The sequence below is a fragment of the Caulobacter sp. SL161 genome (genome assembly GCF_026672375.1).
Lineage (GTDB): Bacteria > Pseudomonadota > Alphaproteobacteria > Caulobacterales > Caulobacteraceae > Caulobacter.
Map to the genome: position 1 here is coordinate 2,276,259 of NZ_JAPPRA010000001.1, position 22,934 is coordinate 2,299,192.

Genomic DNA, 22,934 nt, shown 5'->3' on the forward strand with positions numbered 1-22,934 from the left:
TTGGGAGGTAGGGTTGGCGTTCCGGAAATGGGTGGCGGCCAGTGCGGTCGCGATGCTGCTGGCGAGTGGAGCGCCGGCGGCCTGGGCGGAGACCAAGGCGCCCGCCATTGTCGCCGCTTCGCCGGAAAGCGTGGGTTTCTCGGCCGAGGGCCTGAAGAAGCTCGACGCCCACATGCAGGGCCTCGTCGACAAGGGGCACCTGCCTGGCGTGACCACCATGCTGGTGCGCCACGGCAAGGTCGTGAACTTCCAGGTTCACGGCAAGAAGGGCTTTGATGGCCCGCCGATGACCAAGGACACGGTCTTCCGCATCTATTCTCAGACCAAGCCCGTCACCGGCGTGGCCATGATGATCCTCTTCGAAGAGGGCAAGTGGACGCTGGACGATCCGGTCAGCAAGTTCATCCCCGAGTTCGCCAATCTTCGCGTCCTCAAGGGCGTCAACGCCGATGGGTCGTTCGACACAGTCCCGGCCGAGCGCCCGCCGACGATGCGCGAGCTGATGAGCCATTCGGCGGGCTTCGCCTACGGCCTCACGCCGGACAACCCCCTCGACAAGGCCTATGCCGACAAGGTGCTGGGCGCGCGCTCACGCGAGGATTTCGTCAAGGCGATCGCCGAGATCCCGCTGGTGGACCAGCCGGGCAAGCGCTGGAAGTACAGCATCGCCGTCGATATCCAGGGCCTGATCGTCGAGAAGCTGACCGGCCAGTCGCTGGGCGACTTCATGAAGGCCCGGATCTTCGATCCGCTGAAGATGAAGGACACCGGCTTCTGGCTGCCGGCCGAGAAGGCCGACCGTCTGGCGTCGCTCTACGTCTGGAGCCCGAAGGTCAACAAGCTGGTCCCGGCGGACGGCTACATGGTGCTCGACATCACCAAGCCGCCGGCCATGGCCTCGGGCGGCGGCGGTCTGGTCTCGACCAACGCCGACTACGCCCGCTTCGCCCAGATGCTGCTGAACGGCGGCGCGCTGGACGGCGCCCGCATCCTGAAGCCCGAGACCGTGACGCTGATGCGCACCAACGCGCTGAGCGATGCGATCATGAGTTCCAGCGAGCCGCCCTTCAACACCGCGCGCGGTCGCGGTTTTGGTCTCGACTTCGCCGTCGTGCTCGACAGCGCCAAGGCCGGGCCGCAGGGCGAGGGGACCTACAGCTGGGGCGGCGCGGCCGGCACCTGGTTCTGGATCGACCCGAGGAACGACCTGTTCTTCCTGGGCATGATCCACATCCTCAACAAGGGCGGCGATCCGGCGATCAAGGACATCGACGACGACAGCGCCAAGCTTGTCTACGACGCGCTGATCGATCCGAAGAAGTAACCGCCAAGCTGGTCAACCAATCTAGGGAGGATCGCCCATGAAGGCGGCCGTCTATTACGAAACCGGCGCTCCGGACGTCCTGCGCTATGAGGATGTTCCTGATCCCGTGTGCCACGCCCAGGGCGTGGTCATCCGCGTCGAGGCCGTCAGCATCGAGGGCGGCGATACGCTGAATCGCGGGGGCGGCCAGATGGCGGGCGTTCCGCACATCGTCGGCTACCAGGCGGCCGGCGAGATCGTCGAGGTCGGCGCCGAGGTCTCGCACCTGAAGATCGGCCAGAAGGTCGTCACCGTGAACGCCTTCGGCTCGCACGCCGAACTGCGCTCGGTGCCGGCGCGTAACGCTTGGCCGATCCCCGAGGGCTTTGATCTCCACAAGGCCGCGGCCATCCCGGTGCCGTTCGGTACGGCGCATGAGTGCCTGTTCGGCGCGGGGCGCCTGAAGGCCGGCGAGACGGTGCTGGTGCAGGCCGGCGCCGGCGCCGTGGGCCTCGCCGCCATCCAGTTGGCCAAGCAGGCCGGTGCGACGGTTCTGGCCTCGGCGTCCAGCGACGAACGTCTGGAGCGCCTGAAGCCTTTCGGCATGGACCACGGGATCAACTATCAGCGCGATGATCTCGTCGAGCAGGTCATGAAGCTGACCGGCGGCAAGGGCGTCGATCTGGTCGTCGATCCCGTCGGCGGCGCGACGCTGGCGGGCAGCCTCGCGGCTTTGGGCTATCGCGGCCGCGTCTCGCTGGTCGGCAACGCCGGTCGCGAGCCGATGAAGGTCGATGTCGGCTCGCTGATGGGCGGCAACCGCAGCCTCACCGGCGTGTTCCTGGGCGCCGAGATCATGACCGATCGCGTCCACGACATGATCCAGGACCTGATCGAGAAGGCCGCGCGCGGGGAGCTTGAGGTGGTCATCGACCGCACCTTCCCGCTGTCCGAAGCCGCCGCCGCCCACGCCTATATCGAAAGCCGTCAGGCCGTCGGTCGCGTGCTGCTCATTCCCTGAGGCCGATCATGACCAACCGTGTGCTTGCCCATACCGGGGCGAAATATCCGATCATCCAGGCCCCCATGGGCTGGATCGCTCGCTACCAACTGGCCAGCGCAGTCTCCCGCGCCGGCGGCCTGGGCATTATCGAGACCTCGTCCGGCGAGACCGAGAACTGCAAGGCCGAGATCACCAAGATGGCCCAGAGCGGCCTGCCGTTCGGGGTGAACCTGCCGATCATGTTCCTGCGTGACGACGCCATGCTGCGGTTCGTCTGCGAGAGCGGGGTCAAGTTCGTGACGACCTCGGCCGGCAGTCCCGCAAAGTTCATCGGCCCGCTGAAGGACGCCGGCATCGTCGTCTACCACGCCGTGCCGACCGTCGACGCGGCGGTGAAGTGCGTGGAGGCCGGCGTCGATGGTCTCGTGGTGGAGGGCGCCGAGGGCGGCGGCTTCAAGAACCCCGAGGAGGTCTCGACGCTGGTCCTGCTGCAGGCCATCCGCGAGAAGGTGGACGTGCCGCTGGTCGCCGCCGGCGGCATCTGCGACGGGCGCGGCATGGCCGCCGCCTTCGCCCTGGGCGCCGAGGCCGTGCAGATGGGCACGCGCTTCGTCAGCTCGGCCGAGAGTCCCGTGCACGCCAACTACAAGGCCGCTATCACCGGGGCCAAGGAGACCGGCACCTGGGTTCTGAACAAGAAGGCCAGCCCTTGCATCCGGGCGATCAAGTCTGACCTGACCAAGGAAATCCACGACGCGGGCGTCATGCCGCCCGACGTTCTGAAGAACATTCTCGGCGTCTATTTCGGCGGCGACATGGAGGCGGCGCCGGCCCTGGCCGGCCAGACCGTCGGCCTCATCAACGAGGTGAAGTCCGCCCAGGACATCATCGACGAGACCGTCGCCCAGTTTCACCAGATCACCGGGCGTCTCGGCGCCCTGGCCGCGGCTCGCGGCTTCTAGAGGGTACGACCATGCAAAATCTCTTCTCGCTCGAGGGCCGCGTGGCCCTGGTCACCGGCGGCTCGCGCGGCATCGGCGCGATGATCGTCAAGGGCTTCCTGACCCACGGCGCCAAGCGCGTCTACATCACCGCCCGCAAGGCCGCCGCCTGTGACGCCGCCGCCGAGGAGCTGAGCCAATACGGCGAATGCGTTTCGCTGCCGGGCGATGTCTCCACCCTGGAAGGCATCCAGGGCCTGGCGGCCCGCATCAAGGAGCGCGAGCCCAAGCTCGACATCCTGGTCAACAACGCCGGCGCCGCCTGGGGCGCGGGCTTTGACGAGTTCCCCGAGAGCGGCTGGGACAAGACCGTCGACCTGAACATGAAGACGCCGTTCTTCCTGACCCAGGCCCTGATCGGCGAACTGCGGGCGGCGGCCAAGGACCGTGTGGCCAAGGTGATCAACATCGCCTCGATCGACGGCCAGTCGGTCACCAAGGACGAGACCTATCCCTATGGCGCCTCCAAGGCCGGCCTGCTGCACATGACCAAGCGCATGGCGCTGCGTCTGGCGCCCGAGAACATCGCCGTCAGCTGCATCGCGCCGGGCGCCTTCGCCTCGGACATGAACAAGGTCGCCCGCGACCACGCCGACGCCGTGGCCAAGATGATCCCCGCGGGCCGCATCGGCGAGGCCGAGGACATGGCGGGCGCGGCCATCTATCTGGCCTCGCGCGCAGGCGACTATGTGATGGGCGGCGCGGTGACCGTCGACGGCGGCGTCAGCTTCGCGCGGTGATCGGTCAGACGCTCCTCGTTCTTGCTGAGCGGGGAGCGTCTAATCCAGGTCTTCTATGTCCGCCGGCTGGGCGTCGCTGAGCGGCAGGTCGCAGGCGTCCTTGAGAGCGCCTGGCCCGCGCGGCGGCCGCGCGCCGCGCTCGCGGGCTGACATCAGCGACCAGCCGCCGGGCTTGAGGATCTCCAGCGGCGAGAAGCGCGCCTTGTAGGCCATCTTCTCGCTGCCGGGCACCCAATAGCCGAGATAGACGTAGGGCAGGGCGTTCTGCTGCGCCTGTACGATGTGATCCAGAATGATGAATGAGCCCAGGCTGCGACGCGGCTGGTCCGGCTCATAGAAGCTGTAGACCAGCGACAGGCCGTCAGCGAGCACGTCGACCAGGACGCAGGCCACGAGATCGCCGGGGCCTCGGTCGAGTGACTTGCGGCGATACTCGATCAGGTGCGTACGGACCGCCGTGTCCTCGACCATCGCCACATAGTCGGGCCAGGTCATCTCCGCCATGCCGCCATCGGCGTGGCGGGCCAGCAGATAGCGGCGCAGCAGCTCGAACTGCTCCAGCGTCGCTTCGGCCTCGACCAGGTGACGTTCCAGATCATCGTTGCGGCCGAGGATCTTTCGCTCGGAGCGCGACAGGATGTACTCTGCCGCCGGGGCCCGGGCGGACTGACATGCGCGGCATGTCTCGCAGGCGGGTCGATAAGCGATGTTCTGGGAGCGGCGAAAGCCGACCTGGGTCAGGCTGTCATTGACGATGGGGCCGTCGGACAGCGGCAGGTGGGCGAAGACCTTCCGCTCCTCGCGACCGGGCAGGTAAGGGCAAGGCGTGGGCGCCGTCAGAAAGAACCGAAGCTGTCGCGTCGGAAAATGCTGCGTCACGTCTGGCCAGTCCCTTTCAGCGCTCTGATACCCTGAACGAGATTAGGCGGCATACCGTTTCGTTGCGCAAGCTCCACAAGAAGCCACGCGCAGAGAACGGTCACAGGCCGTCAGGCAGTACGGGCTTTTCTCGAAGCAGGACGATGGAAATCCGCCGGTTGCCCGCCAGGGTCGGGTCGTCGGCGTAGAGTGGTTCGGAGTTGGCCTTGCCCGACACCTGATAGACGCGGTCATCGTCGACGCCGGCGCTGCGGAGCACCTGCCGCGACGCGTCGGCGCGCTGGGCCGAGAGCGCCCAATCGCCGTCCTGCTTCTTGCCGAAGGCGTTGGCGCTGGTGTGGCCGGAAATGGTCACGCGGTTCGGAAGCTGGTTGATCACCTTGGCGACCGCGCGAAGCAGCACCCGGGCCCGGTCATTGGGCTCGCGCGAGTTCTCCTTGAACATCGAGCGACCTTCCTGGTCGACGAGCTGGATGCGCAGGCCTTCGGGCGTCTGGTCGATCAGGATCTGCTTGGAGAGTTCAGCCAGTTCCGGCATGTCTTGCAGCGACTGGCGCAAGGACTGTGCTGCAGAGGCGAAGCTGTCCTGCTCCTTCTTGGCGAGAGCGTCGCGAAGGGCCTGCTCGCTTGCCGAGTCCAGGCTGGCCGTTTCGCTGCTCTGGGCTTCCTTGGTGACGTCCTGGGCCTCGGGGGCCATCTGCTGGACGACCGACAGCTTGCCGTCGGCCTTGGCGCCGTCATCGCCCAGCGACGTGCCGCCCAGGATGCCGCCCGAGCCGCTTGTGGTGGACGCGATCGAGGCCGGCGCGAAGTAGTCGGCGATGCCCTGCTTTTGCTCGGGGCTGGTCGTGTTCAGCAGCCACATCAACAGGAAGAACGCCATCATCGCCGTCACGAAGTCGGCATAGGCCACCTTCCAGGCGCCGCCATGGTGACCATGACCGCCGCCCTTCTTGACCTTCTTGATGATGATCGGCTGTTCGCTGTTGACCGCCATCGTGCTTAAGCCTGCTTAACCTTAAGTCCGCAACCTGCCCAAAGGTCGTTAAGATGGGGTTGCCGGAATAGTCATGGCGCGCGTAATCCCAGCCTTCTTTTTTGGAGCAGCGGCATGAAGACGGCGTTTATCGGCATGGGCGTGATGGGCTTCCCGATGGCCGGTCACCTGAAGGCCGCAGGCCATGAGGTCGCTGTTTACAATCGCTCCCCCGAAAAGGCCCGTCGCTGGGCTGAAAAGCATGGCGGAGCGGCGTTCGAGACCATCGCGCAGGCCGTAGCGGGCGCCGAGGTGGTGCTGCTGTGCGTCGGCAACGACGACGATGTCCGCGACGTCGTGGCGCAGGTCCTGCCGGCCATGGGGGAGGGCGGCGTGATCGTCGACCATACGACCACATCGGCCAAGGTGGCTCGGGAGATGGCGGCGCTCGCGGCCCAGGGCGGGAGAGCCTTCGTCGACGCGCCCGTCTCCGGCGGTCAAGCCGGCGCCGAGAGCGGCCAACTGACCATCATGGCCGGCGGCGACCAGACGGCCTATGACCGGGTGCTGCCTGTGATCGAGGTCTACGCCAAGGCCGTGCGGCGCATGGGCGAGGTCGGCGCCGGCCAGTTGACCAAGATGTGCAATCAGATCGCCATCGCCGGCGTGGTGCAGGGCGTGGCCGAAGCGCTGCATTTCGCCAAGCGCGCCGGTTTGCCGACCGATGATGTTCTGGCGGCGATCTCCAAGGGGGCGGCTCAGTCGTGGCAGATGGAGAACCGTTGGCCGACCATGGCGCAGGGCAAGTTCGACTTCGGCTTCGCGGTCGACTGGATGCGCAAGGACCTCGGGATCGCTCTGGACGAGGCCCGAGCGAACGGCGCCACGCTGCCCGCCACAGCCCTGATCGACCAGTTCTACGCCGAGGTGCAGGCGATGGGCGGTAACCGCTGGGATACCTCCAGCCTGGTGGCTCGCCTCGAGAAGGACGGCTAGAGCCTGTCTGGTTTAGATGGAGTCATCTAAACCCGATAAATAAGCTCTAATTCATATACTTGGAGCGCGTTCGAGCGGTTTAACCGCTCACACTTAAACCTAACGCGCTTCAGGCTACAAGCAGATCGACCAGCGACCCCGCGTCCCAGGTTCCGGCGCGGGGCGCGCTCAGGATCGGCGCCTGGTGCTCGAACGCGCTCAGCAGGCCCAGGGTCTGATCCAGGTCCGGCGCGTCCAGGCTTTCGCTGACCACGATCGCCGCGATGGACAGGCCACGCGCGCGCAAGACCTCCAGCGCCGTGAGCAGATGGCTGGCTGTGCCCAGATAGCTGCCCGCCACCAGCAGGACCGGCAGTCCAAGCGCGACCATCAGGTCCAGATTGGTCGCCTCGTCGGTCATCGGCGACATCACCCCGCCTGCGCCTTCGATCAGGGCCAGGTCGACGTTTCGCGACGAAAGCCAGCCCCGGCAGTCGGTGATCAGGTCGTCCATCTGCAGCGTATCGCCCTCGAGCCGGGCGGCGAGGTTCGGCGCCAAAGGCGCGCGGTAGCGGCGCGGGGAAACCTCTGCCCAGGCGTCAGGACGGCCCAGGGCGCGGGCCAGCCGGGCGGGGTCGCTGTCGCCCGCCGCGTCCGGATCAAAGCCGCTGACCACGGGCTTGAAGGCGTCAACGCTCAGGCCCCGCGCGCGCGCAGCCTCCAGAAGCGCGCAAGCGACATGGGTCTTGCCAAGGTCGGTTCCCGTGCCGGCGACAAAGAGCGAATTCATGAGCCGGTCTCCCGCAGCTTGGCGATGGCGTCGGCCAGTCGGATGATATCGGCGTCGTCATGGGCGGCGCTGAAGGCGATCCGCAGGCGCGCCGTGCCGTCTGGAACCGTCGGCGGGCGGATCGCGACGACGAGGAAGCCCTGGTTCTGCAATTCCGTAGAGGCGGCGAGGGCGCTTTCCGCCGATCCCAGCACCACAGGAACGATGGGGCTGCAGGCCTCGGGCAGGCCCAGACGGCGCGTGAACAGCCGCGCCTTGGCCAGCGGGAGGTCGGTCATCGTCGGGTTGGCCGCAATCAGGTCCAGCGAAGCCAGCGCCGCCGCAGCGGAGGCGGGGGGCAGGCCGGTCGCATAGACCAGGGTTCGGGCGCGGGTCTTCAGAAGGTCGACCACCGCCTGAGAGCCGCACAGATAGCCGCCATACGATCCCAGCGCCTTTGACAATGTGCCCATCTGCAGCGGGATCTTGGCGGTCGGGAAGAGCGCGCCCGAGCCGCGTCCCTCGGCGAGGACGCCGACGCCGTGGGCGTCGTCACTGAGCAGCCAGGCGTCATGGCGCTGGCAAAGATCCGACAAAGCGTCCAGCGGCGCGATGTCGCCGTCCATCGAGAAGACACCGTCCGTGGCCACCAGGGCGTGGCGGGCCGCGCCACGCTCGGCGAGCAGAAGCCGCTCAAGATCGGCCGGATCGTTGTGGGCGAACTTGACGACCTTGGCGCCCGACAACTGCGCGCCCGCCCAGATGCAGGCGTGGGCCAAAGCGTCGATTAGGATGACGTCGCCGGGGCCGACCAGGGTCGGGATCACCCCGGTGTTGGCCAGGTAGCCGGAGCCGAAGACACAGGCCGCTTCGGTTCCCTTCAAGCGCGCCAGGCGCTTTTCGAGATCGGAGAGCAGCGGATGATCGCCGGTGACGAGACGCGAGGCCGCCGCGCCGGCGCCGTAGTTCAACGCCGCCTCAGCCGCCGCAGCCCGCACCAGATGGTGCTGTGACAGGTTCAGATAGTCGTTGCAGGAGAACGAGATCATCCGCGTGCCGTTGCGTTCGACCACCGCGCCGTCGTGGCGACGGGTCGGGGACAGGCGCCGCCTGAGGCTCTGGGCGTCGAGAGCCGCCAGCTTTTGGCCGGCGAAGGCGTCGAGGCTGCGCATGTCATTTCCCTTTCCGACGATGGAGCCGGGGGATAGGCAAGGCGCCCCGAGTCCGCAAACGGAAAGCGACATGTCCGATCCCCGATGGCTGACCGAAGGCGCGCCGCATGTCTGGCGACCCTATTGCCAGATGAAGACCGCCCGGCCTCCGTTGCCTGTGGTCGCGACGCGCGGTTCGCGGCTGGTCCTGGACGATGGTCGAGAGCTGGTCGACGGTCTGGCGTCCTGGTGGACGGCCTGTCACGGCTACAACCATCCTCACATTGCCGATGCGCTGCGGGCCCAGATCGGCGCCATGCCGCATGTCATGTTCGGTGGCCTGGCGCACGAGCCGGCCTATCGCCTCGCCAGGCGGCTGGCCAGCCTGCTGCCGGGTGATCTCGATCACGTGTTTTTCGCCGAAAGCGGCTCGGTCGCGGTCGAGATCGCGATGAAGATGGCGCTGCAGCACCAGATCAATCGCGGTGTGAGCGGCCGCACACGGTTCCTGGCTTTCCGGGGCGGCTACCACGGCGACACCCTGGCGACGATGACGGTCTGCGATCCGGAGGAGGGGATGCACAGCCTGTTTGCGGGCGTCATGCCGGCCCAGGTGATCGCCGACCTGCCCCGGGACCCTGCGTCCGAGGCGGCGCTCGACGCTCTGCTCGCCGTGCGCGGACACGAGATCGCCGCCATGCTGGTGGAGCCCCTGATCCAGGGCGCAGGCGGGATGCTTCCGCACCCGCCTGAGGTGCTGCGGACCCTTCGCCGCCTGGCCGACAAGCACGGCGTGCTGCTGATCTTCGACGAGATCTTCACCGGCTTTGGCCGCACCGGGACGCTGTTCGCCATGCAGGCGGCGGGCGTCGAGCCGGATATCGTCACCCTGTCCAAGGCCCTGACCGGCGGGACGTTGCCGCTGTCGGCGGCGGTCGCCCGCCGTCATGTGTTCGAGGCCTTCTGGTCGGATGATCCGGGCGCGGCCCTCATGCATGGCCCCACCTACATGGCCAACCCGCTGGCCTGCGCCGCCGCCAACGCCTCGCTGGATCTGTTCGAGGATGGCGCCTGGGCGCGCGACGTCGCGCGCGTGTCGGCGGCGCTGGCGGAAGGGCTTGAGCCGTGTCGGGCCGGAGAGGGCGTGGTCGATGTCCGCACCTTGGGCGCGATCGGCGTCGTCGAGTTCGAGGCCCCCGTGCCCGTATCGGATTTCTGCGCGCGGTTCGCCGCCCTGGGCGTCTGGATCCGGCCGATGGGCAAGGTGGTCTATCTGACACCGGCCTTTACGACGCCAAACGAGGATCTTTCGCGGCTCACCTCGGCGGTGCGACAGGTTGTCGGCGTCGATTGACCGGGCTCGCCGGGTCTGGTCCAAGCGGGGCCATGTCCGGCAAGTCATCCCCGCTCTCGGTCCTGGAGTATCTGGCGATCTTCGCGATCATCATGACCTGGGGGATCAACAACGCCGCCGCGAAGGTCGCGACCGCCTATTTGCCGCCCATGACCGTCGGCGGTTTGCGTTTCCTGGCCGCGCTGGTCTTTCTGTTTCCGTTCATTCGTCCGCCGTTCCCCGAGCCCAAGAAACTGGCGGCGATCGTGCTGCTGACCGGCCCGATCCACTTCGGTCTCGTCTATGTCGGATTCGGCATGGGTCAGTCGCTGAGCCCCCTCGTGGTGGCCAGCCAACTCTGGATCCCGTTCACGGCTCTGGTGGCCTGGAAACTGCTCGGCGAGACTATGCGGCTGCCGGCGGTGCTGGGCCTGATCGTCGCGTTCGTCGGGGTCACCTGGATGACCCTGGATCCCCACACCTCCGGTGATCTGCCTGCGATTGTCCTGATCGTGCTGGCCAGCGCCTGCTGGGCGGTTGCGACGATTCTGGTCCGCATGACGCCGGGCGCGAAACCCCTGAAGGTGCAGGCGGTCACGGCGCTGTTCGCCGCGCCGAGCCTTCTGGCGATGTCGTTCGCGTTCGAGACCCAGGTCGTGGAACGGGTCATGACCGCGCCGCCGATCGCCTGGGCGTGCGTGATCTTCGCAGGGGTGGTCTCAACGATCGGCGCCAGCGCGCTGCTCTTCTGGCTGGTCCAGCGGCGCGAGGCGGGCCGGGTGACGCCGTATTTTCTGCTGACGCCCCTGGTCTCCTGCACGCTCGGCGTCGCTTTCCTGGGCGACAAGCTTACGCCGCAACTGCTGATCGGCGGGGCGGCGACGATGGTCGGCGTGGCGCTGGTGGCCCTGACGGAAAAGCGAGCGCGGGCCGAAGAGGCGTTGGCGGAAACGGCCTAGAGCCCATTCCCATGGCGGGCGGACCGCCATGGGAGGAGGCTCATGATGGCTACTTGATCACGCCGCAGGCCACACGTGCGCCGGCGCCGCCGATGGGCTGGGTCTTGTGGTCGTCGGGGTTGGCGTGGACGACGATCGACGAACCGTCGGCGTCCAGCAGGGCGGGGCGGTCCCCGGCGCCCTTCAGCGAAACGAGCGTCGAGTAGATTTCCGCCGTCGCCGAGCCGTCCGGTCCCGCGAAGATGTTCGGGAGGTCGCCGTTGTCGTTCGCGTCGGGGTTCAGCAGCCCGTGCACCGTGGTCGCGGCGGAATGGACATGCGCGCCCGCCGACTTGAAGTCCGGCGTCCCGCAGTCGCCCTTTTCGTGGAAATGCACCGCGTGCCAGCCCGGCGTCAGCCCCTTGAGTTCGAGCTTGAGAAGGACTCCGCGCGGGGCTTCGGTGACCGTCACGACCCCGGCGTCCTTGCCGTCGCCCGCCTTGACGACGGCGGTCGCGATGCTTTGCGCCAGGGCCGGGGAGGCGGCGATCAGGGCGGCGAGGCCGAGCCCGGCGGCGACGGTAAGTCGGGTCATGCGTTTTTCCTTCGAATTCAAGCGAAACCATGGGGAGAAGCCCCCCGAAAGGTGGCGTCATCCCTATCCGAATGCTAACAGTTTTAGACAGTTCCGTGTTCGATTCTGACGGCGAAAAATCCCCTTGAACGACGATCACAACACCATCCCCGCTGACGGTTCGCGCGGGGATATCGCCCCGATCAATATCGAGGACGAACTCCGCCGCTCGTATCTGGATTACGCGATGAGCGTGATCGTCAGTCGCGCCCTGCCGGACGCGCGCGACGGTCTCAAACCCGTTCACCGCCGGGTGCTGTTCTCGATGCACGAGCAGGGCCAGACGCCGGAGCGTCCCTACGTCAAATCCGCCCGCGTGGTCGGTGACGTCATGGGTAAGTATCACCCGCACGGCGACGCCTCGATCTATTTCACCCTGGTTCGGATGACCCAATCGTTCTCGATGGGTCTGGTTCTGATCGACGGCCAGGGCAATTTCGGCTCGGTCGACGGCGATATGCCCGCGGCCATGCGCTACACTGAGTGCCGGATGGCCCCGCCGGCCATGGCCCTGCTGGCTGATCTTGACAAGGACACGGTCGATTTCGCCGACAACTACGACGGCAAGGAGCAGGAACCCACCGTCCTGCCGTCGCGGATCCCGAACCTGCTGGTCAACGGCGCGGGCGGCATCGCCGTCGGCATGGCGACCAACATTCCGCCGCACAATCTGGGCGAGGTCATCGACGCCTGTCTGCTGCTGATCGATCAGCCGGACGTCACCACCGACCAACTTCTTGATCTCGTGCCCGGCCCCGATTTCCCGACGGGCGGCGAGATCATCGGCCGTGCGGGTCCGCGCCAGGCGCTGCTGACCGGCCGTGGCTCGGTGATCATGCGCGGCGTGGCCAGCGTGGAAGAGCTGCGCGCGGGGCGCGAAGCGATCATCGTCACCGAGATCCCGTATCAGGTGAACAAGGCCAATCTGGTCGAGCACATCGCCGAACTGGTGCGCGACAAGAAGATCGAGGGTGTCGCCGACATCCGCGACGAGAGCAACCGCGACGGCATGCGCATCGTGGTCGAGCTGAAGCGCGACGCCTCGGGCGAGGTGATCCTGAACCAGCTCTATCGCTTCACCGCCCTGCAGAGCTCGTTCGGCGTCAACATGCTGGCCCTGAACCGGGGGCGCCCCGAACAGATGGGCCTGCACCAGCTGATCCAGCTGTTCGTCGACTTCCGCGAGGAAGTCGTCGTCCGCCGGACCAAGTTCGAGCTGGGCAAGGCCCGTGATCGCGGCCACGTGCTGGTCGGTTTGACGATCGCCGTCGCCAATATCGACGAGTTCATCCACATCATCCGCTCGTCCAAGGATCCGACCGAGGCGCGTGAGCGCTTGGTGGCCAAGTCCTGGCCGGCCGGTGACATGCTGCCGCTGGTCGAGCTGATCGCCGACCCGCGCACGGTGCAGGAAGAGGGCGGGCTGATCCGCCTGACCGACGAGCAGGCCCGCGCCATCCTGGCCCTAACCCTCTCGCGCCTGACCGGCCTTGGCCGTGACGAGATCGGCAACGAGGCCGCAGCCCTGGCCGACGCCATCCGCGGCTATCTGGAGCTCCTGTCGGACCGCGCCAACATCATGGCCGTGGTCCGCGAGGAGCTGGTCGAGGTTCGCGAGAAGTTCGCCATTCCGCGCCGCTGCCAGATCGTCGACGGCGACGCCGACATGGAAGACGAAGACCTGATCGTCCGCGAGGACATGGTCATCACCGTGACCATGGGCGGCTATGTGAAGCGTACGCCGCTGGCCAACTACCGCACCCAGCACCGGGGCGGCAAAGGCAAGTCGGGCATGGCGACCAAGAACGAGGACGCCGTCACCCGCGTGTTCTCGGCCTCGACCCATGCGCCGCTGCTGTTCTTCACCTCGGGCGGCAAGGTCTACAAGATGAAGGTGTGGCGCCTGCCGCTGGGCGTCGCCAATTCGCGCGGCAAGGCGTTCGTCAACCTGCTGCCGATCGAACCGGGCGAGACGATCACCTCGATCCTGGCCCTGCCGGAGGACGAGGCCACCTGGGGCGGCCTGGACGTGATGTTCGCCACCCGCTCGGGCAGTGTTCGCCGCAACAAGCTGAGCGACTTCGTGGATGTGCGTCGCAATGGCAAGATCGCGATGAAGCTGGACGAGGGCGACGGTATTGTCGGCGTGGCGGTCTGCAACGCCGACCAGGACGTGCTGCTGACCACGGCAGCCGGCCGCTGCATCCGCTTCTCGGTTGATGAAGTGCGTGTGTTCGCCAGCCGCGACTCGACCGGCGTGCGTGGCGTGAAGCTTCTGGATGGTGACCAGGTCATCTCGATGGCCGTCCTGCGTAGCGTGGACGCCACCCCGGCCGAGCGCGCCGCCTATCTCAAGCACCAGCGCGCCATGCTGCGCGCCGCCGAGGGCGAGGAGGGCGAGGACGCCACGACCATCGGGGATGATAGCGAAGAAGAGGTTGGCGAAGCGTCCCTGACGCCGGAGCGCATCGCCGAACTGGGCGCGGCCGAGGAAATCCTTCTGACCGTCTCGTCGGAAGGCTTCGGCAAGCGGACCAGCGCCTATGATTTCCGCCGCACGGGCCGTGGCGGTCAGGGCCTGGCGGCTCAGGATCTGAGCAAGCGCGGCGGCCGTCTGGTGGGCTCGTTCCCGGTCGACGAGAGCGATCAGATCCTGCTGGTCACCGACCAGGGACAACTGATCCGGGTGCCAGTCTCGCAAATTCGTGTTGCGGCGCGGAATACTCAGGGCGTAACCATCTTCCGCACCGCGCAGGACGAGCACGTCGTCAGCGTCGAGCGCCTCGCCGATTCCGGCGGGGACGACAACCAGGGCGAGGACAGCGGGGCGGAAGAGACCCCGTAACCCTCGGAACCAGAATAGGGGGTTGCATGCGGGTCGGGCTTTATCCGGGTACGTTCGACCCGGTCACCAACGGTCACCTCGACATCATCGGGCGGGCCGTGAAGCTGGTCGACAAGCTGGTGATCGGCGTCGCGATCAACATCGGCAAGGGCCCGCTGTTCTCTCTGGAGGAGCGGGTCGAGATCCTCGAGCGCGAGACCGCGCATCTCAAGAAGATCGCCGAGATCGAGGTGCGGCCCTTCGACAGCCTGCTGATGCACTTCGCCCGCGACGTGAACGCCCAGATGATCGTGCGCGGCCTGCGGGCCGTGGCCGACTTCGAGTACGAATTCCAGATGACGGCCATGAACCAGCAGCTGGATCGCGAAATCGAAACGGTGTTCCTGATGGCCGATCCGCGCCACCAGGCGATTGCTTCACGGCTGGTGAAAGAAATCGCGACCCTCGGCGGTGACATCGGCAAGTTCGTGCCGCCCGGCGTGGCGCAGCAGTTGTTGGCCAAGGTCGGAAAGGGCTAGAGCCCTTTCCTATCCGATAACTGGCTCACACTTATCGGAAAATGCTCCAGGCTCCGCCGTTATCCGGCCGAATTCCTGCGCTTCAACGACCGTCGCACTTGTCGGGGAGGCCGTGGCGTTCTACGCCCGGCCGCGACTGTTCTGTTCGGGGTACTTCATGAAGCTCGCCACGACCGCCGCCGCGCTGGCGCTGGCCGCCACCACGGTTTCCTTTGGCGCGGCCTCCGCCCAGGCCGTGTCTGACTGGCGCACGCCTGACCCCAACAACGTTCTGGTGGTCGAGACCAACAAGGGCCGCATCATCGCCGAACTCTATCCCGAGGTCGCGCCGAACCACGTCGAGCGCGTGCGCGGCCTGGCCAAGAGCGGCTTCTATGACGGCCTGAGCTTCTTCCGCGTGATCTCGGATTTCATGGCCCAGACAGGCGACCCGAAGAACACCGGGGAAGGCGGATCGGACCTCCCGGACCTGACCGCGGAGTTCAACTTCCGTCGCGGCGCCGACATGCCGCTAGGCGCCGGTTTCAAGGTGGGCAGCAACGAGTCGGGCTGGGTCTACGCGCTGCCCGTCACCAGCCAGCCCTCCGCCCTGGCCGTCATGACCGCCGACCGCAAGGTGTCGACCTGGGGCAACTTCTGCCCCGGCGTGGTGGGCATGGCGCGGGCGGGTGACCCCAATAGCGCCAACAGCCAATTCTACTTCATGCGCGCGGCGAACGCGGGCCTCGACAAGACCTACACGGCCTTCGGCCGCGTGCTGCAGGGCGTGGATGTGGTCAAGGCCATCAAGACCGGCGAGCCGGTTCCGGACCCGCAGGACAAGATGCTGAGCGTGAAGGTCCTGGCCGATATCCCGGCGGACAAGCGCCCGACGATCCAGGTCATGGACACGCGCGGCCCCGCGTTCAAGGCTCTGGTGACCAAGCGCCAGGGCGAGCTGGGCTCCAGCTTCACCAATTGTGACGTCGACGTCCCCGCCCAGGTGAAATGATGATGCTCTCGCGCGCGCTTCTGACTGGCCTTTGTCTTGCCGCCTGCGCCAGTGTCGCAGCGGCGGCGCCGAAGACGGCGAAGCCGGGCGAGCTTGACTGGCGTACGCCTGCGCCAGAGTCGATCATGGTGATCGACACCAACAAGGGCCGCGTGCTGGTCGAGCTGGTTCCAGAGGTCGCCCCCAATCATGTGGCGCGCCTGCAGGACCTGACCCGCGCGGGTGTCTATGACGGCCGTACGTTCTTCCGCGTCATTGACCGTTTCATGGCTCAGACCGGTGACCCTACGAACACGGGCGAGGGCGGTTCGGATCGCCCGAACCTGAAGGCCGAGTTCACGTTCCGGCGCGCCGCCGACACGGGCTTTGTACCGATGGCCGCGCCGGCCGGGCTTGAGGTCGGCTACATCAAGTCGCTGCCCGTCGTAAGCCAGAACTGGAGCTGGAGCGACGTCACCAGCGACAAGAAGGTCGCCGCCTGGGCCACCTATTGCCCTGGCGTGATCGGCATGGCGCGGAGTGAGGATAACAACTCCGCCAACAGCCAGTTCTTTCTGATGCGCCAGCCTTATCCGTCGCTCGACAAGCGCTATACGGCGTTTGGTCGTGTGATCAGCGGCCTGGAGGCCGTTCGCGCCATCAAGACCGGCGAACCGGTTCCCGCGCCGCAGGACATGATGCAGAAGGTCCGTCTGCTCTCGGACATCCCCGAGAGCGAGCGGCCCAAGGTGCGCGTGATCGACCCCAAGGGTCCCTGGTTCGCAGCCGAGACCAAACGCCTGCGCGCTGAGAAGGGCGCGGACTTCTCGGTCTGCGATATCGCGCTCCCGGTCGAGGTCCGCTGAGGCTAAACCGATTTCCGGCCGCAACTTGGTTCACAGGCGGGCGTGAACCGCGCTAGAAGCGCGGATAACACTCGCCATCCAAGGGAAGACCATGTCGGCCGACCTCGAAAACACCCTGATCCTGACGCTCGAGAGCGGTCCGGTCACCATCAAGCTGCGCCCCGACCTGGCGCCGGGTCACGTGGCCCGCATCAAGGAACTGGTGCGCGAAGGCTTCTACGACGGCGTCGTCTTCCACCGCGTGATCCCGGGCTTCATGGCCCAGGGCGGCGATCCGAGCGGCACCGGCCGTGGCGGTTCGGACAAGCCGGATCTGAAGGCCGAGTTCAACGACGAACCGCACGTTCGCGGCGTCTGCTCGATGGCCCGCACACCGAACCCGGACTCGGCCAACAGCCAGTTCTTCATCGTCTTCGACGACGCCACATTCCTCGACAAGCAATACACTGTCTGGGGTCAGGTGACCGAAGGCATGGAACATGTCGACGCCCTGCCGAAGGGCGAGCCGCCGCGCGCGCCGGGCAAGATCGTCAGCGCCAAGATCGCCGCTGACGCCTAGAGCCCTTTAGCTTTGGATGGAATCATCCAAAGCGGTTGAGAGGGCTCTAAGTATTTGATTTTAAATCGTGTTTATCTGGTTTAGAGGGTTCCATCTAAACCAGACAGGCTCTAGGATCTCACGCAGAGATCGGCAGACGGCCTCGGACTTCGTCCGGGGCCGTTTTCTATTGGCGGCGGAACGTCACCACGATCGGGCGATGGTCCGAACCCAGAGCCGGACCACGTTCAACCCTGACCGCGCGCCATTGCTCGCCTGCGTAGACGTGATCGATCGGCAACAATGGAGCGGGCGCGGCCATGATCCGCGAGAACTTGCCCGCCGGCCAGGAAGCCATCGCCCGCGTCCAGCGGTACAGTCCCACGGCCTCGTCCTGTCGCTTCAAGCTGAAGGACCATGGGGTCGAGTTGAAGTCGCCGGCCAGGATCAGGCTCTTGCGATCGAATTTGGACGTGAGGCCAATCAGCTTGCGGGCTTGCGCCTGCTGCGGTCCCGCCGGAACCGGCCACGTGTAGTGCACGCCCATGACCGTGAACGGACCTTTCGGGTCGGCCAGGGTGGCCCAGGCGACCGAGAGATAGGGGCCTTCGCGGGAATCGCCGCCCCTGGCGATCATTTTCTTGCGGGAGAAGATCCAGGTGTCGCAGCGCGCGCCCTTTGCGCATGAGGCGAAGGGGTAGTTCGCGCGGAGCGCTTTGACGATCAAGCGCGAGTCGCCGCCGCCTTCCTCGAGAACCACCACGTCGGCCTCCTGGGCGAGGATCCAGGCGAGGCTTTTTTCCGGCGTTTGATTGCTGTGCCAGACATTGAACTGGACGACCTTGAGATCACTTTGGGCGACCGTCGCCGGCTTGAAGCGCGCGGCGGCCCAGAGTTCCGGCGCCATCAGGATGGCGCATGCCAGCAGGCCGATCCCTCCGAGGGAGACCATAACCCACCGCTCCGCGCCACGGGCGCAGACGCCGCCCAGGACCACCGCCCCAACAGCCATCGCCAGCCATAGCGGCGCGGCGTGGGTGAAGGCGTCCAGCCGATCGCTGAACGCGCCGCCGAGACAGACGAGGGCCATGCCAGCGCCCACCAGACCGAGCATCAGCGCGGTGCCGCGGAAAAGCAGGCTGAGAAGTTGGGCGAGCAAGCGCATGGATGGCCCTTAGCACGCCTTTGCGACGGTGAAAGAGCGATCTAGTCGCCGGCGAAATAGCTGAGGGCGATGTTGCGCAGCCGCAGGGCGCCCACGGTGAGATCGCCGCGTAGAACAGGTCGATCTGCGCCCTGCGCCTCGCCGCTCTTGGCCGCCGCGAGCGCCTCCAGGTCAAAGGCGCCGGTAAAGACGATCTCGCCAAGCTTCGGATCCTTGGCGCGATAGACCACCTCGCGCGTGTTCACGCGATAGGCTTCCGGCAGAAGGCGTATGCTGACGGTATAGTAGGTCTGCCCCAGTTCGCTGACGGCGGTGGGGCTGGTGACATTGTCGAACTCCAGGAAGATCGGGGCGTAGGTGCTGGTACGTTTGCCGCCCTCCCAAGCCGCGAAGTCGTCCAAGGCCCCGATATGCAGGGAGGAAAGTTCCCAGTCGCCCGATCGGATCGGAGTTTCGCTGAAGTAGTAGCCGAAGGCGTCCAGTTTGGGGTCATGCTGAAAGCCTGCGACGGCCGACGGAGCGGGGCCTTCCTGCGCTGGCTTGGCCGCTGATTGCGTCGCGGGCGGGGGCTTGGTCGGTTGGCTTGCCGGGTCTTCGCAGGCGGCCAGGAGCGCGAGCGGCGCCACGAACGGAACAAGCAGGCGTTTCATCACGATGGGGCCCTCAATCGTCTTCGCTGCGAGCATGCGATCTGGCGAGCGGCGTTGTCTAGCGAGCCGCGAAGACAGGCGCGTCTTGACCTTGGGCGGCCATCATGTGCTTGAAGCCGCCCATGCGACTTTCCGATTTTGATTTCGACCTTCCTGAGGACCGCATCGCGTTGCGACCCGCAGAGCCTCGCGACACAGCGCGCTTTCTGGTCGTGCGCCCTGGTCAGCCTCTTGCCGATCACGTCGTCAGCGACCTGCCGGACTTCCTTCAGTCGGGGGATGCTCTGGTGTTCAACGATACGCGGGTGATCCCCGCCCGCCTTTCCGGTCTTCGTGAAGGTCGCACGACGGGCGGCGCCGACGGCACGCCCGTGGCCGTCGAGGCCACCTTGCACCGCCGCCTGGCGCCCGATCGTTGGAGCGCTTTCATGCGCCCCGGCAAGCGTCTGAAGGTCGGCGACCGGGTCGCGTTCGGCGGACGCGAAGACCGCGCCGGCGAACTTGGCCGCCTGGACGCTGTGATCGCCGAGAAGCATGACGGCGGTGAAGTCGTCCTGGCGTTCGACCTTTCCGGTCCGGACCTGGATGTCGGCATCGCCCAGCATGGCGACATGCCGCTGCCGCCCTATATCGCCGCCAAGCGGGGCGAGGATGAGCGGGATCGCGCCGATTACCAGACGGTCTACGCCCGCGAGGATGGTTCTGTCGCCGCCCCGACGGCGGGGCTACACTTCACGCCCCAGCTGCTTGATCGCCTGAAGGCCAAGGGCGTTTCGCTCCACTTCGTCACGCTGCACGTCGGGGCGGGCACCTTCCTGCCCGTCAAGACCGACGACGTGTCCGAACACAGGATGCACGCCGAGTACGGTCAGGTGACGCAAGAGATCGCCGACGCCCTGAACGCCGCGCGCGCGGCCGGCGGACGCATCGTCTGCGTCGGCACCACCTCGTTGCGGCTGCTGGAGAGCGCGACGGGCGAAGACGGGATTGTGCGGCCGTTCGCCGACGAGACCGCGATCTTCATCACGCCGGGCTACCGGTTCCGGGCGGCTGATGTGCTGATGACAAACTTTCACCTGCCGAAGTCGACCCTGTTCATGCTGGTCAGCGCCTTCGCCGGGACCGAGGCCATGCGCGCGGCCTATGAGCATGCGATCGCCACGGGCTACCGCTTCTATTCCTACGGCGACAGCAGCCTGCTGTTCAAAGACGAGACCCGCTGATGGCCGCGTTCCCCTTCGAGATCAAAGCCACGGACGGCAAGGCGCGGACCGGCGTGCTCAAGACGCCGCGCGGCGATATCCGCACGCCGGCCTTCATGCCGGTCGGCACCGCCGCGACGGTCAAGGCCATGACGGTCGACCAGGTCAAGGACACCGGCGCCGACATCATCCTGGGCAACACCTATCACCTTATGCTCCGGCCTTCGGCCGAGCGGGTGAAGCGCCTGGGCGGGCTTCACAAGTTCATGCGCTGGGACAAGCCGATCCTGACCGACAGCGGCGGTTTCCAGGTGATGAGCCTGTCAGGCATCAGCAAGCTGACCGAGGAGGCGGTGACCTTCTCCAGCCACGTCGACGGCTCAAAGCATGTGCTGACGCCTGAGCGTTCGATCGAAATCCAGGCCGACCTTCTGGGCAGCGACATCGTCATGCAACTGGACGAGTGCGTCGCCTGGCCGGCGGAAGAGGCGAGGGCGCGCAAGGGCATGGAGCTTTCGGCGCGCTGGGCCAAGCGTTCGAAGGACGCCTTCGGAACCCGCGACACCCAGGCCCTGTTCGGCATCCAGCAGGGCTCGACCTTCGAGGCCCTGCGCCGCGAGTCGTCCGAGCGCCTGCGCGAGATCGGCTTCGACGGCTACGCCATCGGCGGCCTGGCGGTCGGTGAGGGGCACCAGGCGATGTGCGAGGTGTTGGACTATGCGCCGGGTTTCCTACCTGAAGACCGCCCGCGCTATCTGATGGGCGTGGGCAAGCCGATCGATCTGGTCGAGGCGGTGGCCCGAGGCGTCGACATGTTCGACTGCGTGCTGCCCACGCGCTCCGGCCGTCACGGTCAGGCCTGGACCTGGGATGGTCCCATCAACCTGAAGAACGCCAAGTACGCCGAGGACGAGACGCCGCTGGATTCCGCCAGCGACTGCCCCGCCAGCCGCGACTATTCGAAGGCCTATCTGCGCCACCTCTTCAAGGCCGAGGAAATCCTCGGCCAGGTGCTGCTGTCCTGGCACAATATCGCGTTCTTCCAGGCGCTGACCGCCGCGATGCGCGCGGCCATCGCGGAGGGGCGCTTCGAGCAGTTCCGGCGCGATTTCGCCGCGCGACACCTCGGCGGTTAGTCTTCAGGGCCGTTGGGAACCCGAGGAGCTTCTTCCTTGACGATCGGGAATCGCGGACGCCGGGGACCATAGGGGTCAGGCGGCGGCGGCATGCCGGGATCGACCACCGGCGGCGCAGTGGGAGGCTTGTGCTGAGGCGTGGCCGGCGGGGGACAGCCGCGCGCTTCGCCGAGGCCCTTCAGATAGGCCCGGCGCACAGCGCCCGAGGCTATAGCGCTTTGCACGAGCTTGTCGTGCCGTTCGGCCCCGGTCAGCTTGCGCACCCAGCCTCGCAGGGGAATCAGATCCTGGGCGGTGCTGGCGATCGCGCCCAGCGCGGCGTCACCGGCGGCCTTGCGCCCCCGATCCATCAGATCCTCGTTTTCCTGGGGCGGGTTGCGATCGATATCCTCGCCCAGGGCGGCGTCGAGCGGCTGAACCAGGGCGATCAGCGTCCGGCAGTCCGCGCGGGCAGGGCGCTGGTAGGGATCATCCATCGCCTCCAGCAGAATGCGCGGGATCTTGGTGCGGACGATGTTCACGTCGCGCAGCGGGGCGCTGACCGCGCCGGTGATTCCTTCCTTGTTGGCCTCGGAGGTTGACTTGATCCGCTCGTCGCTTCCGGCGGCGGGGGCTTGTTGAGCGCGCGCGGAAGCGCTCGCGGCGAGCGTCGCGCCGCAAAAGGCCGCCAAAAGCAAGGTTCGACGCATGAGTCACCCTAACGCGTACACAGCTTTACCGTCATCCCACGCAAAAACGGCGAAACCGTGCTTGCGACGCAGGCGACCCCCGACTATGTTCCGCGCCGCTTCCACCGGTCCCCGCCGGATCGTGAGCGGGCCGGTAGCTCAGTGGTAGAGCATTCGACTTTTAATCGAATGGTCCTGGGTTCGAGTCCCAGCCGGCCTACCAACTCCCCGAATACCCAAGCAGAAACAATGCGATGGGTTGGGTTAGACACTGCGATTGCTGAAGCGCCGCCCCTTGTGCGCCGCGCTGCCCCGGCGCTGGGCGCCACGTTCTTGATGCGCGCTGAACAACGCGGAGCGCACTTGGTCTAGCGTTGTCTTCGATCAGCGACAGGTCGGGATTGACCCGACCAGCATCGCCCTCGCTCATCCCCCCAGCCGTCATCACAGGGACGGGCGGCGTCTTGGGTTGGCGCTAGTCTATCCCCATGCCGCCTCTACGCCCGGCGACGTCTTCCGCACGGAGCCCTTCCGCGCCTCCGTGGTCCCAGGCCTAAGGCGGCGGCCATGGCTTGATCTTATCTGTGGGGCGCGCCCTCGGGCCTGTCCGCCCTGTTCGGCGCGTTCACCGACGCGCTGAGGCGCAAGGGCCGCCCCTTGATCATGGCGATCCG

The 22,934-nt window shown here is 66.6% G+C and carries 21 protein-coding genes, 1 tRNA gene and 1 pseudogene; 15 read left to right on the top strand and 8 right to left on the bottom strand.

Annotated elements, in window-relative coordinates:
* Nucleotides 1-13: 13 nt before the first annotated feature.
* From OVA11_RS11105 to OVA11_RS11120, 4 genes are read left to right on the top strand one after another with little or no spacing between them, the layout of a single operon-like run.
* Nucleotides 14-1,324, top strand: coding sequence for a serine hydrolase domain-containing protein (locus OVA11_RS11105; RefSeq protein WP_268067438.1), 1,311 nt, complete (start codon nucleotides 14-16; stop codon nucleotides 1,322-1,324).
* A gap of 37 nt (nucleotides 1,325-1,361) precedes the next feature.
* Nucleotides 1,362-2,324, top strand: coding sequence for a quinone oxidoreductase family protein (locus OVA11_RS11110; RefSeq protein ID WP_268067439.1), 963 nt, complete (start codon nucleotides 1,362-1,364; stop codon nucleotides 2,322-2,324).
* An 8-nt stretch (nucleotides 2,325-2,332) separates the two neighbouring features.
* A complete protein-coding gene (locus OVA11_RS11115) occupies nucleotides 2,333-3,268 on the top strand; it encodes an NAD(P)H-dependent flavin oxidoreductase (RefSeq protein WP_268067440.1) in 936 nt (311 codons plus the stop codon).
* 11 nt (nucleotides 3,269-3,279) lie between these two features.
* Complete coding sequence (locus OVA11_RS11120; RefSeq protein ID WP_268067441.1) at nucleotides 3,280-4,047, top strand: SDR family oxidoreductase; 768 nt, start codon at nucleotides 3,280-3,282, stop codon at nucleotides 4,045-4,047.
* Nucleotides 4,048-4,086: 39 nt separating this feature from the next.
* Here the strand turns inward: OVA11_RS11120 and OVA11_RS11125 are convergent, their stop codons facing one another.
* Both OVA11_RS11125 and OVA11_RS11130 read right to left on the bottom strand, forming a co-directional pair.
* Nucleotides 4,087-4,926 (bottom strand): arginyltransferase, encoded by an 840-nt coding sequence (locus OVA11_RS11125; RefSeq protein ID WP_268067442.1) that lies wholly within the window; start codon nucleotides 4,924-4,926, stop codon nucleotides 4,087-4,089.
* Nucleotides 4,927-5,026: 100 nt separating this feature from the next.
* Complete coding sequence (locus OVA11_RS11130; protein WP_268067443.1) at nucleotides 5,027-5,923, bottom strand: flagellar motor protein MotB; 897 nt, start codon at nucleotides 5,921-5,923, stop codon at nucleotides 5,027-5,029.
* A 105-nt stretch (nucleotides 5,924-6,028) separates the two neighbouring features.
* On the opposite strand from OVA11_RS11130, the pseudogene OVA11_RS11135 reads away from it, so the two are divergent.
* Nucleotides 6,029-6,898: pseudogene (locus OVA11_RS11135) on the top strand (NAD(P)-dependent oxidoreductase); the annotation flags it as partial.
* Nucleotides 6,899-7,007: 109 nt separating this feature from the next.
* Here the strand turns inward: OVA11_RS11135 and bioD are convergent.
* Both bioD and bioF read right to left on the bottom strand, forming a co-directional pair.
* Nucleotides 7,008-7,667, bottom strand: coding sequence for a dethiobiotin synthase (bioD, locus tag OVA11_RS11140; protein WP_268067445.1), 660 nt, complete (start codon nucleotides 7,665-7,667; stop codon nucleotides 7,008-7,010).
* Entirely contained in the window at nucleotides 7,664-8,818 is a 1,155-nt protein-coding gene (gene bioF / locus OVA11_RS11145; RefSeq protein WP_268067446.1) for an 8-amino-7-oxononanoate synthase, read from the bottom strand. Before bioF ends, bioD begins: the two co-directional genes overlap by 4 nt.
* 70 nt (nucleotides 8,819-8,888) lie before the next feature.
* On the opposite strand from bioF, the gene OVA11_RS11150 reads away from it, so the two are divergent.
* Both OVA11_RS11150 and OVA11_RS11155 read left to right on the top strand, forming a co-directional pair.
* Nucleotides 8,889-10,151 carry an adenosylmethionine--8-amino-7-oxononanoate transaminase gene (locus OVA11_RS11150; RefSeq protein ID WP_268067447.1) on the top strand — a complete coding sequence of 421 codons (1,263 nt, stop codon included), beginning with the start codon at nucleotides 8,889-8,891 and terminating at the stop codon, nucleotides 10,149-10,151.
* On the top strand, nucleotides 10,148-11,089 hold the full coding sequence (locus OVA11_RS11155; RefSeq protein ID WP_268067448.1) for a DMT family transporter: 942 nt from the start codon (nucleotides 10,148-10,150) through the stop codon (nucleotides 11,087-11,089). Before OVA11_RS11150 ends, OVA11_RS11155 begins: the two co-directional genes overlap by 4 nt.
* A 49-nt stretch (nucleotides 11,090-11,138) precedes the next feature.
* Here the strand turns inward: OVA11_RS11155 and sodC are convergent, their stop codons facing one another.
* Entirely contained in the window at nucleotides 11,139-11,663 is a 525-nt protein-coding gene (gene sodC / locus OVA11_RS11160) for a superoxide dismutase[Cu-Zn] (RefSeq protein ID WP_268067449.1), read from the bottom strand.
* Between the two features lie 124 nt (nucleotides 11,664-11,787).
* On the opposite strand from sodC, the gene gyrA reads away from it, so the two are divergent.
* The 5 genes from gyrA to OVA11_RS11185 all read left to right on the top strand — a co-directional run bounded on the left by gyrA (nucleotide 11,788) and on the right by OVA11_RS11185 (nucleotide 17,460).
* Complete coding sequence (gyrA, locus tag OVA11_RS11165) at nucleotides 11,788-14,547, top strand: DNA gyrase subunit A (RefSeq protein WP_268067451.1); 2,760 nt, start codon at nucleotides 11,788-11,790, stop codon at nucleotides 14,545-14,547.
* A 26-nt stretch (nucleotides 14,548-14,573) separates the two neighbouring features.
* Complete coding sequence (gene coaD / locus OVA11_RS11170) at nucleotides 14,574-15,065, top strand: pantetheine-phosphate adenylyltransferase (protein ID WP_010919455.1); 492 nt, start codon at nucleotides 14,574-14,576, stop codon at nucleotides 15,063-15,065.
* A gap of 157 nt (nucleotides 15,066-15,222) precedes the next feature.
* On the top strand, nucleotides 15,223-16,056 hold the full coding sequence (locus OVA11_RS11175; RefSeq protein WP_268067452.1) for a peptidylprolyl isomerase: 834 nt from the start codon (nucleotides 15,223-15,225) through the stop codon (nucleotides 16,054-16,056).
* Complete coding sequence (locus tag OVA11_RS11180; RefSeq protein WP_268067453.1) at nucleotides 16,053-16,901, top strand: peptidylprolyl isomerase; 849 nt, start codon at nucleotides 16,053-16,055, stop codon at nucleotides 16,899-16,901. Before OVA11_RS11175 ends, OVA11_RS11180 begins: the two co-directional genes overlap by 4 nt.
* 91 nt (nucleotides 16,902-16,992) lie before the next feature.
* Nucleotides 16,993-17,460 (top strand): peptidylprolyl isomerase, encoded by a 468-nt coding sequence (locus OVA11_RS11185; protein ID WP_268067454.1) that lies wholly within the window; start codon nucleotides 16,993-16,995, stop codon nucleotides 17,458-17,460.
* 166 nt (nucleotides 17,461-17,626) lie between these two features.
* On the opposite strand, the gene OVA11_RS11190 is transcribed toward OVA11_RS11185, so the two are convergent.
* Nucleotides 17,627-18,604: an endonuclease/exonuclease/phosphatase family protein gene (locus OVA11_RS11190; protein ID WP_268067455.1), complete on the bottom strand. Its 978-nt coding sequence runs from the start codon at nucleotides 18,602-18,604 to the stop codon at nucleotides 17,627-17,629.
* A 41-nt stretch (nucleotides 18,605-18,645) separates the two neighbouring features.
* Nucleotides 18,646-19,290 (bottom strand): hypothetical protein, encoded by a 645-nt coding sequence (locus tag OVA11_RS11195; RefSeq protein WP_268067456.1) that lies wholly within the window; start codon nucleotides 19,288-19,290, stop codon nucleotides 18,646-18,648.
* 86 nt (nucleotides 19,291-19,376) lie between these two features.
* Between OVA11_RS11195 and queA the strand changes: the two genes are divergently transcribed.
* Both queA and tgt read left to right on the top strand, forming a co-directional pair.
* Nucleotides 19,377-20,477 (top strand): tRNA preQ1(34) S-adenosylmethionine ribosyltransferase-isomerase QueA, encoded by a 1,101-nt coding sequence (gene queA / locus OVA11_RS11200; RefSeq protein ID WP_268067457.1) that lies wholly within the window; start codon nucleotides 19,377-19,379, stop codon nucleotides 20,475-20,477.
* Complete coding sequence (gene tgt / locus OVA11_RS11205; RefSeq protein ID WP_268067458.1) at nucleotides 20,477-21,592, top strand: tRNA guanosine(34) transglycosylase Tgt; 1,116 nt, start codon at nucleotides 20,477-20,479, stop codon at nucleotides 21,590-21,592. The genes queA and tgt overlap by 1 nt, the downstream gene beginning before the upstream one ends.
* Here tgt and OVA11_RS11210 read toward each other — a convergent pair.
* Nucleotides 21,589-22,281 carry a hypothetical protein gene (locus OVA11_RS11210; protein WP_010919463.1) on the bottom strand — a complete coding sequence of 231 codons (693 nt, stop codon included), beginning with the start codon at nucleotides 22,279-22,281 and terminating at the stop codon, nucleotides 21,589-21,591. The two genes, tgt and OVA11_RS11210, sit on opposite strands and share 4 nt — an antisense overlap.
* Before the next feature lie 127 nt (nucleotides 22,282-22,408).
* Between OVA11_RS11210 and OVA11_RS11215 the strand changes: the two genes are divergently transcribed.
* A tRNA-Lys gene (locus tag OVA11_RS11215) sits at nucleotides 22,409-22,483 on the top strand.
* Nucleotides 22,484-22,934 lie beyond the last annotated feature (451 nt).

Coding starts and splice junctions, on each gene's coding strand:
- OVA11_RS11110 (WP_268067439.1), top strand. CDS start 1,362: ATGAAGGCGGCCGTCTATTACGAAACCGGCGCTCCGGACGTCCTGCGC.
- OVA11_RS11115 (WP_268067440.1), top strand. CDS start 2,333: ATGACCAACCGTGTGCTTGCCCATACCGGGGCGAAATATCCGATCATC.
- OVA11_RS11120 (WP_268067441.1), top strand. CDS start 3,280: ATGCAAAATCTCTTCTCGCTCGAGGGCCGCGTGGCCCTGGTCACCGGC.
- OVA11_RS11130 (WP_268067443.1), bottom strand. CDS start 5,923: ATGGCGGTCAACAGCGAACAGCCGATCATCATCAAGAAGGTCAAGAAG.
- bioD (WP_268067445.1), bottom strand. CDS start 7,667: ATGAATTCGCTCTTTGTCGCCGGCACGGGAACCGACCTTGGCAAGACC.
- bioF (WP_268067446.1), bottom strand. CDS start 8,818: ATGCGCAGCCTCGACGCCTTCGCCGGCCAAAAGCTGGCGGCTCTCGAC.
- OVA11_RS11150 (WP_268067447.1), top strand. CDS start 8,889: ATGTCCGATCCCCGATGGCTGACCGAAGGCGCGCCGCATGTCTGGCGA.
- sodC (WP_268067449.1), bottom strand. CDS start 11,663: ATGACCCGACTTACCGTCGCCGCCGGGCTCGGCCTCGCCGCCCTGATC.
- coaD (WP_010919455.1), top strand. CDS start 14,574: ATGCGGGTCGGGCTTTATCCGGGTACGTTCGACCCGGTCACCAACGGT.
- OVA11_RS11175 (WP_268067452.1), top strand. CDS start 15,223: ATGAAGCTCGCCACGACCGCCGCCGCGCTGGCGCTGGCCGCCACCACG.
- OVA11_RS11180 (WP_268067453.1), top strand. CDS start 16,053: ATGATGATGCTCTCGCGCGCGCTTCTGACTGGCCTTTGTCTTGCCGCC.
- OVA11_RS11185 (WP_268067454.1), top strand. CDS start 16,993: ATGTCGGCCGACCTCGAAAACACCCTGATCCTGACGCTCGAGAGCGGT.
- OVA11_RS11190 (WP_268067455.1), bottom strand. CDS start 18,604: ATGCGCTTGCTCGCCCAACTTCTCAGCCTGCTTTTCCGCGGCACCGCG.
- OVA11_RS11195 (WP_268067456.1), bottom strand. CDS start 19,290: ATGCTCGCAGCGAAGACGATTGAGGGCCCCATCGTGATGAAACGCCTG.
- queA (WP_268067457.1), top strand. CDS start 19,377: ATGCGACTTTCCGATTTTGATTTCGACCTTCCTGAGGACCGCATCGCG.
- tgt (WP_268067458.1), top strand. CDS start 20,477: ATGGCCGCGTTCCCCTTCGAGATCAAAGCCACGGACGGCAAGGCGCGG.
- OVA11_RS11210 (WP_010919463.1), bottom strand. CDS start 22,281: ATGCGTCGAACCTTGCTTTTGGCGGCCTTTTGCGGCGCGACGCTCGCC.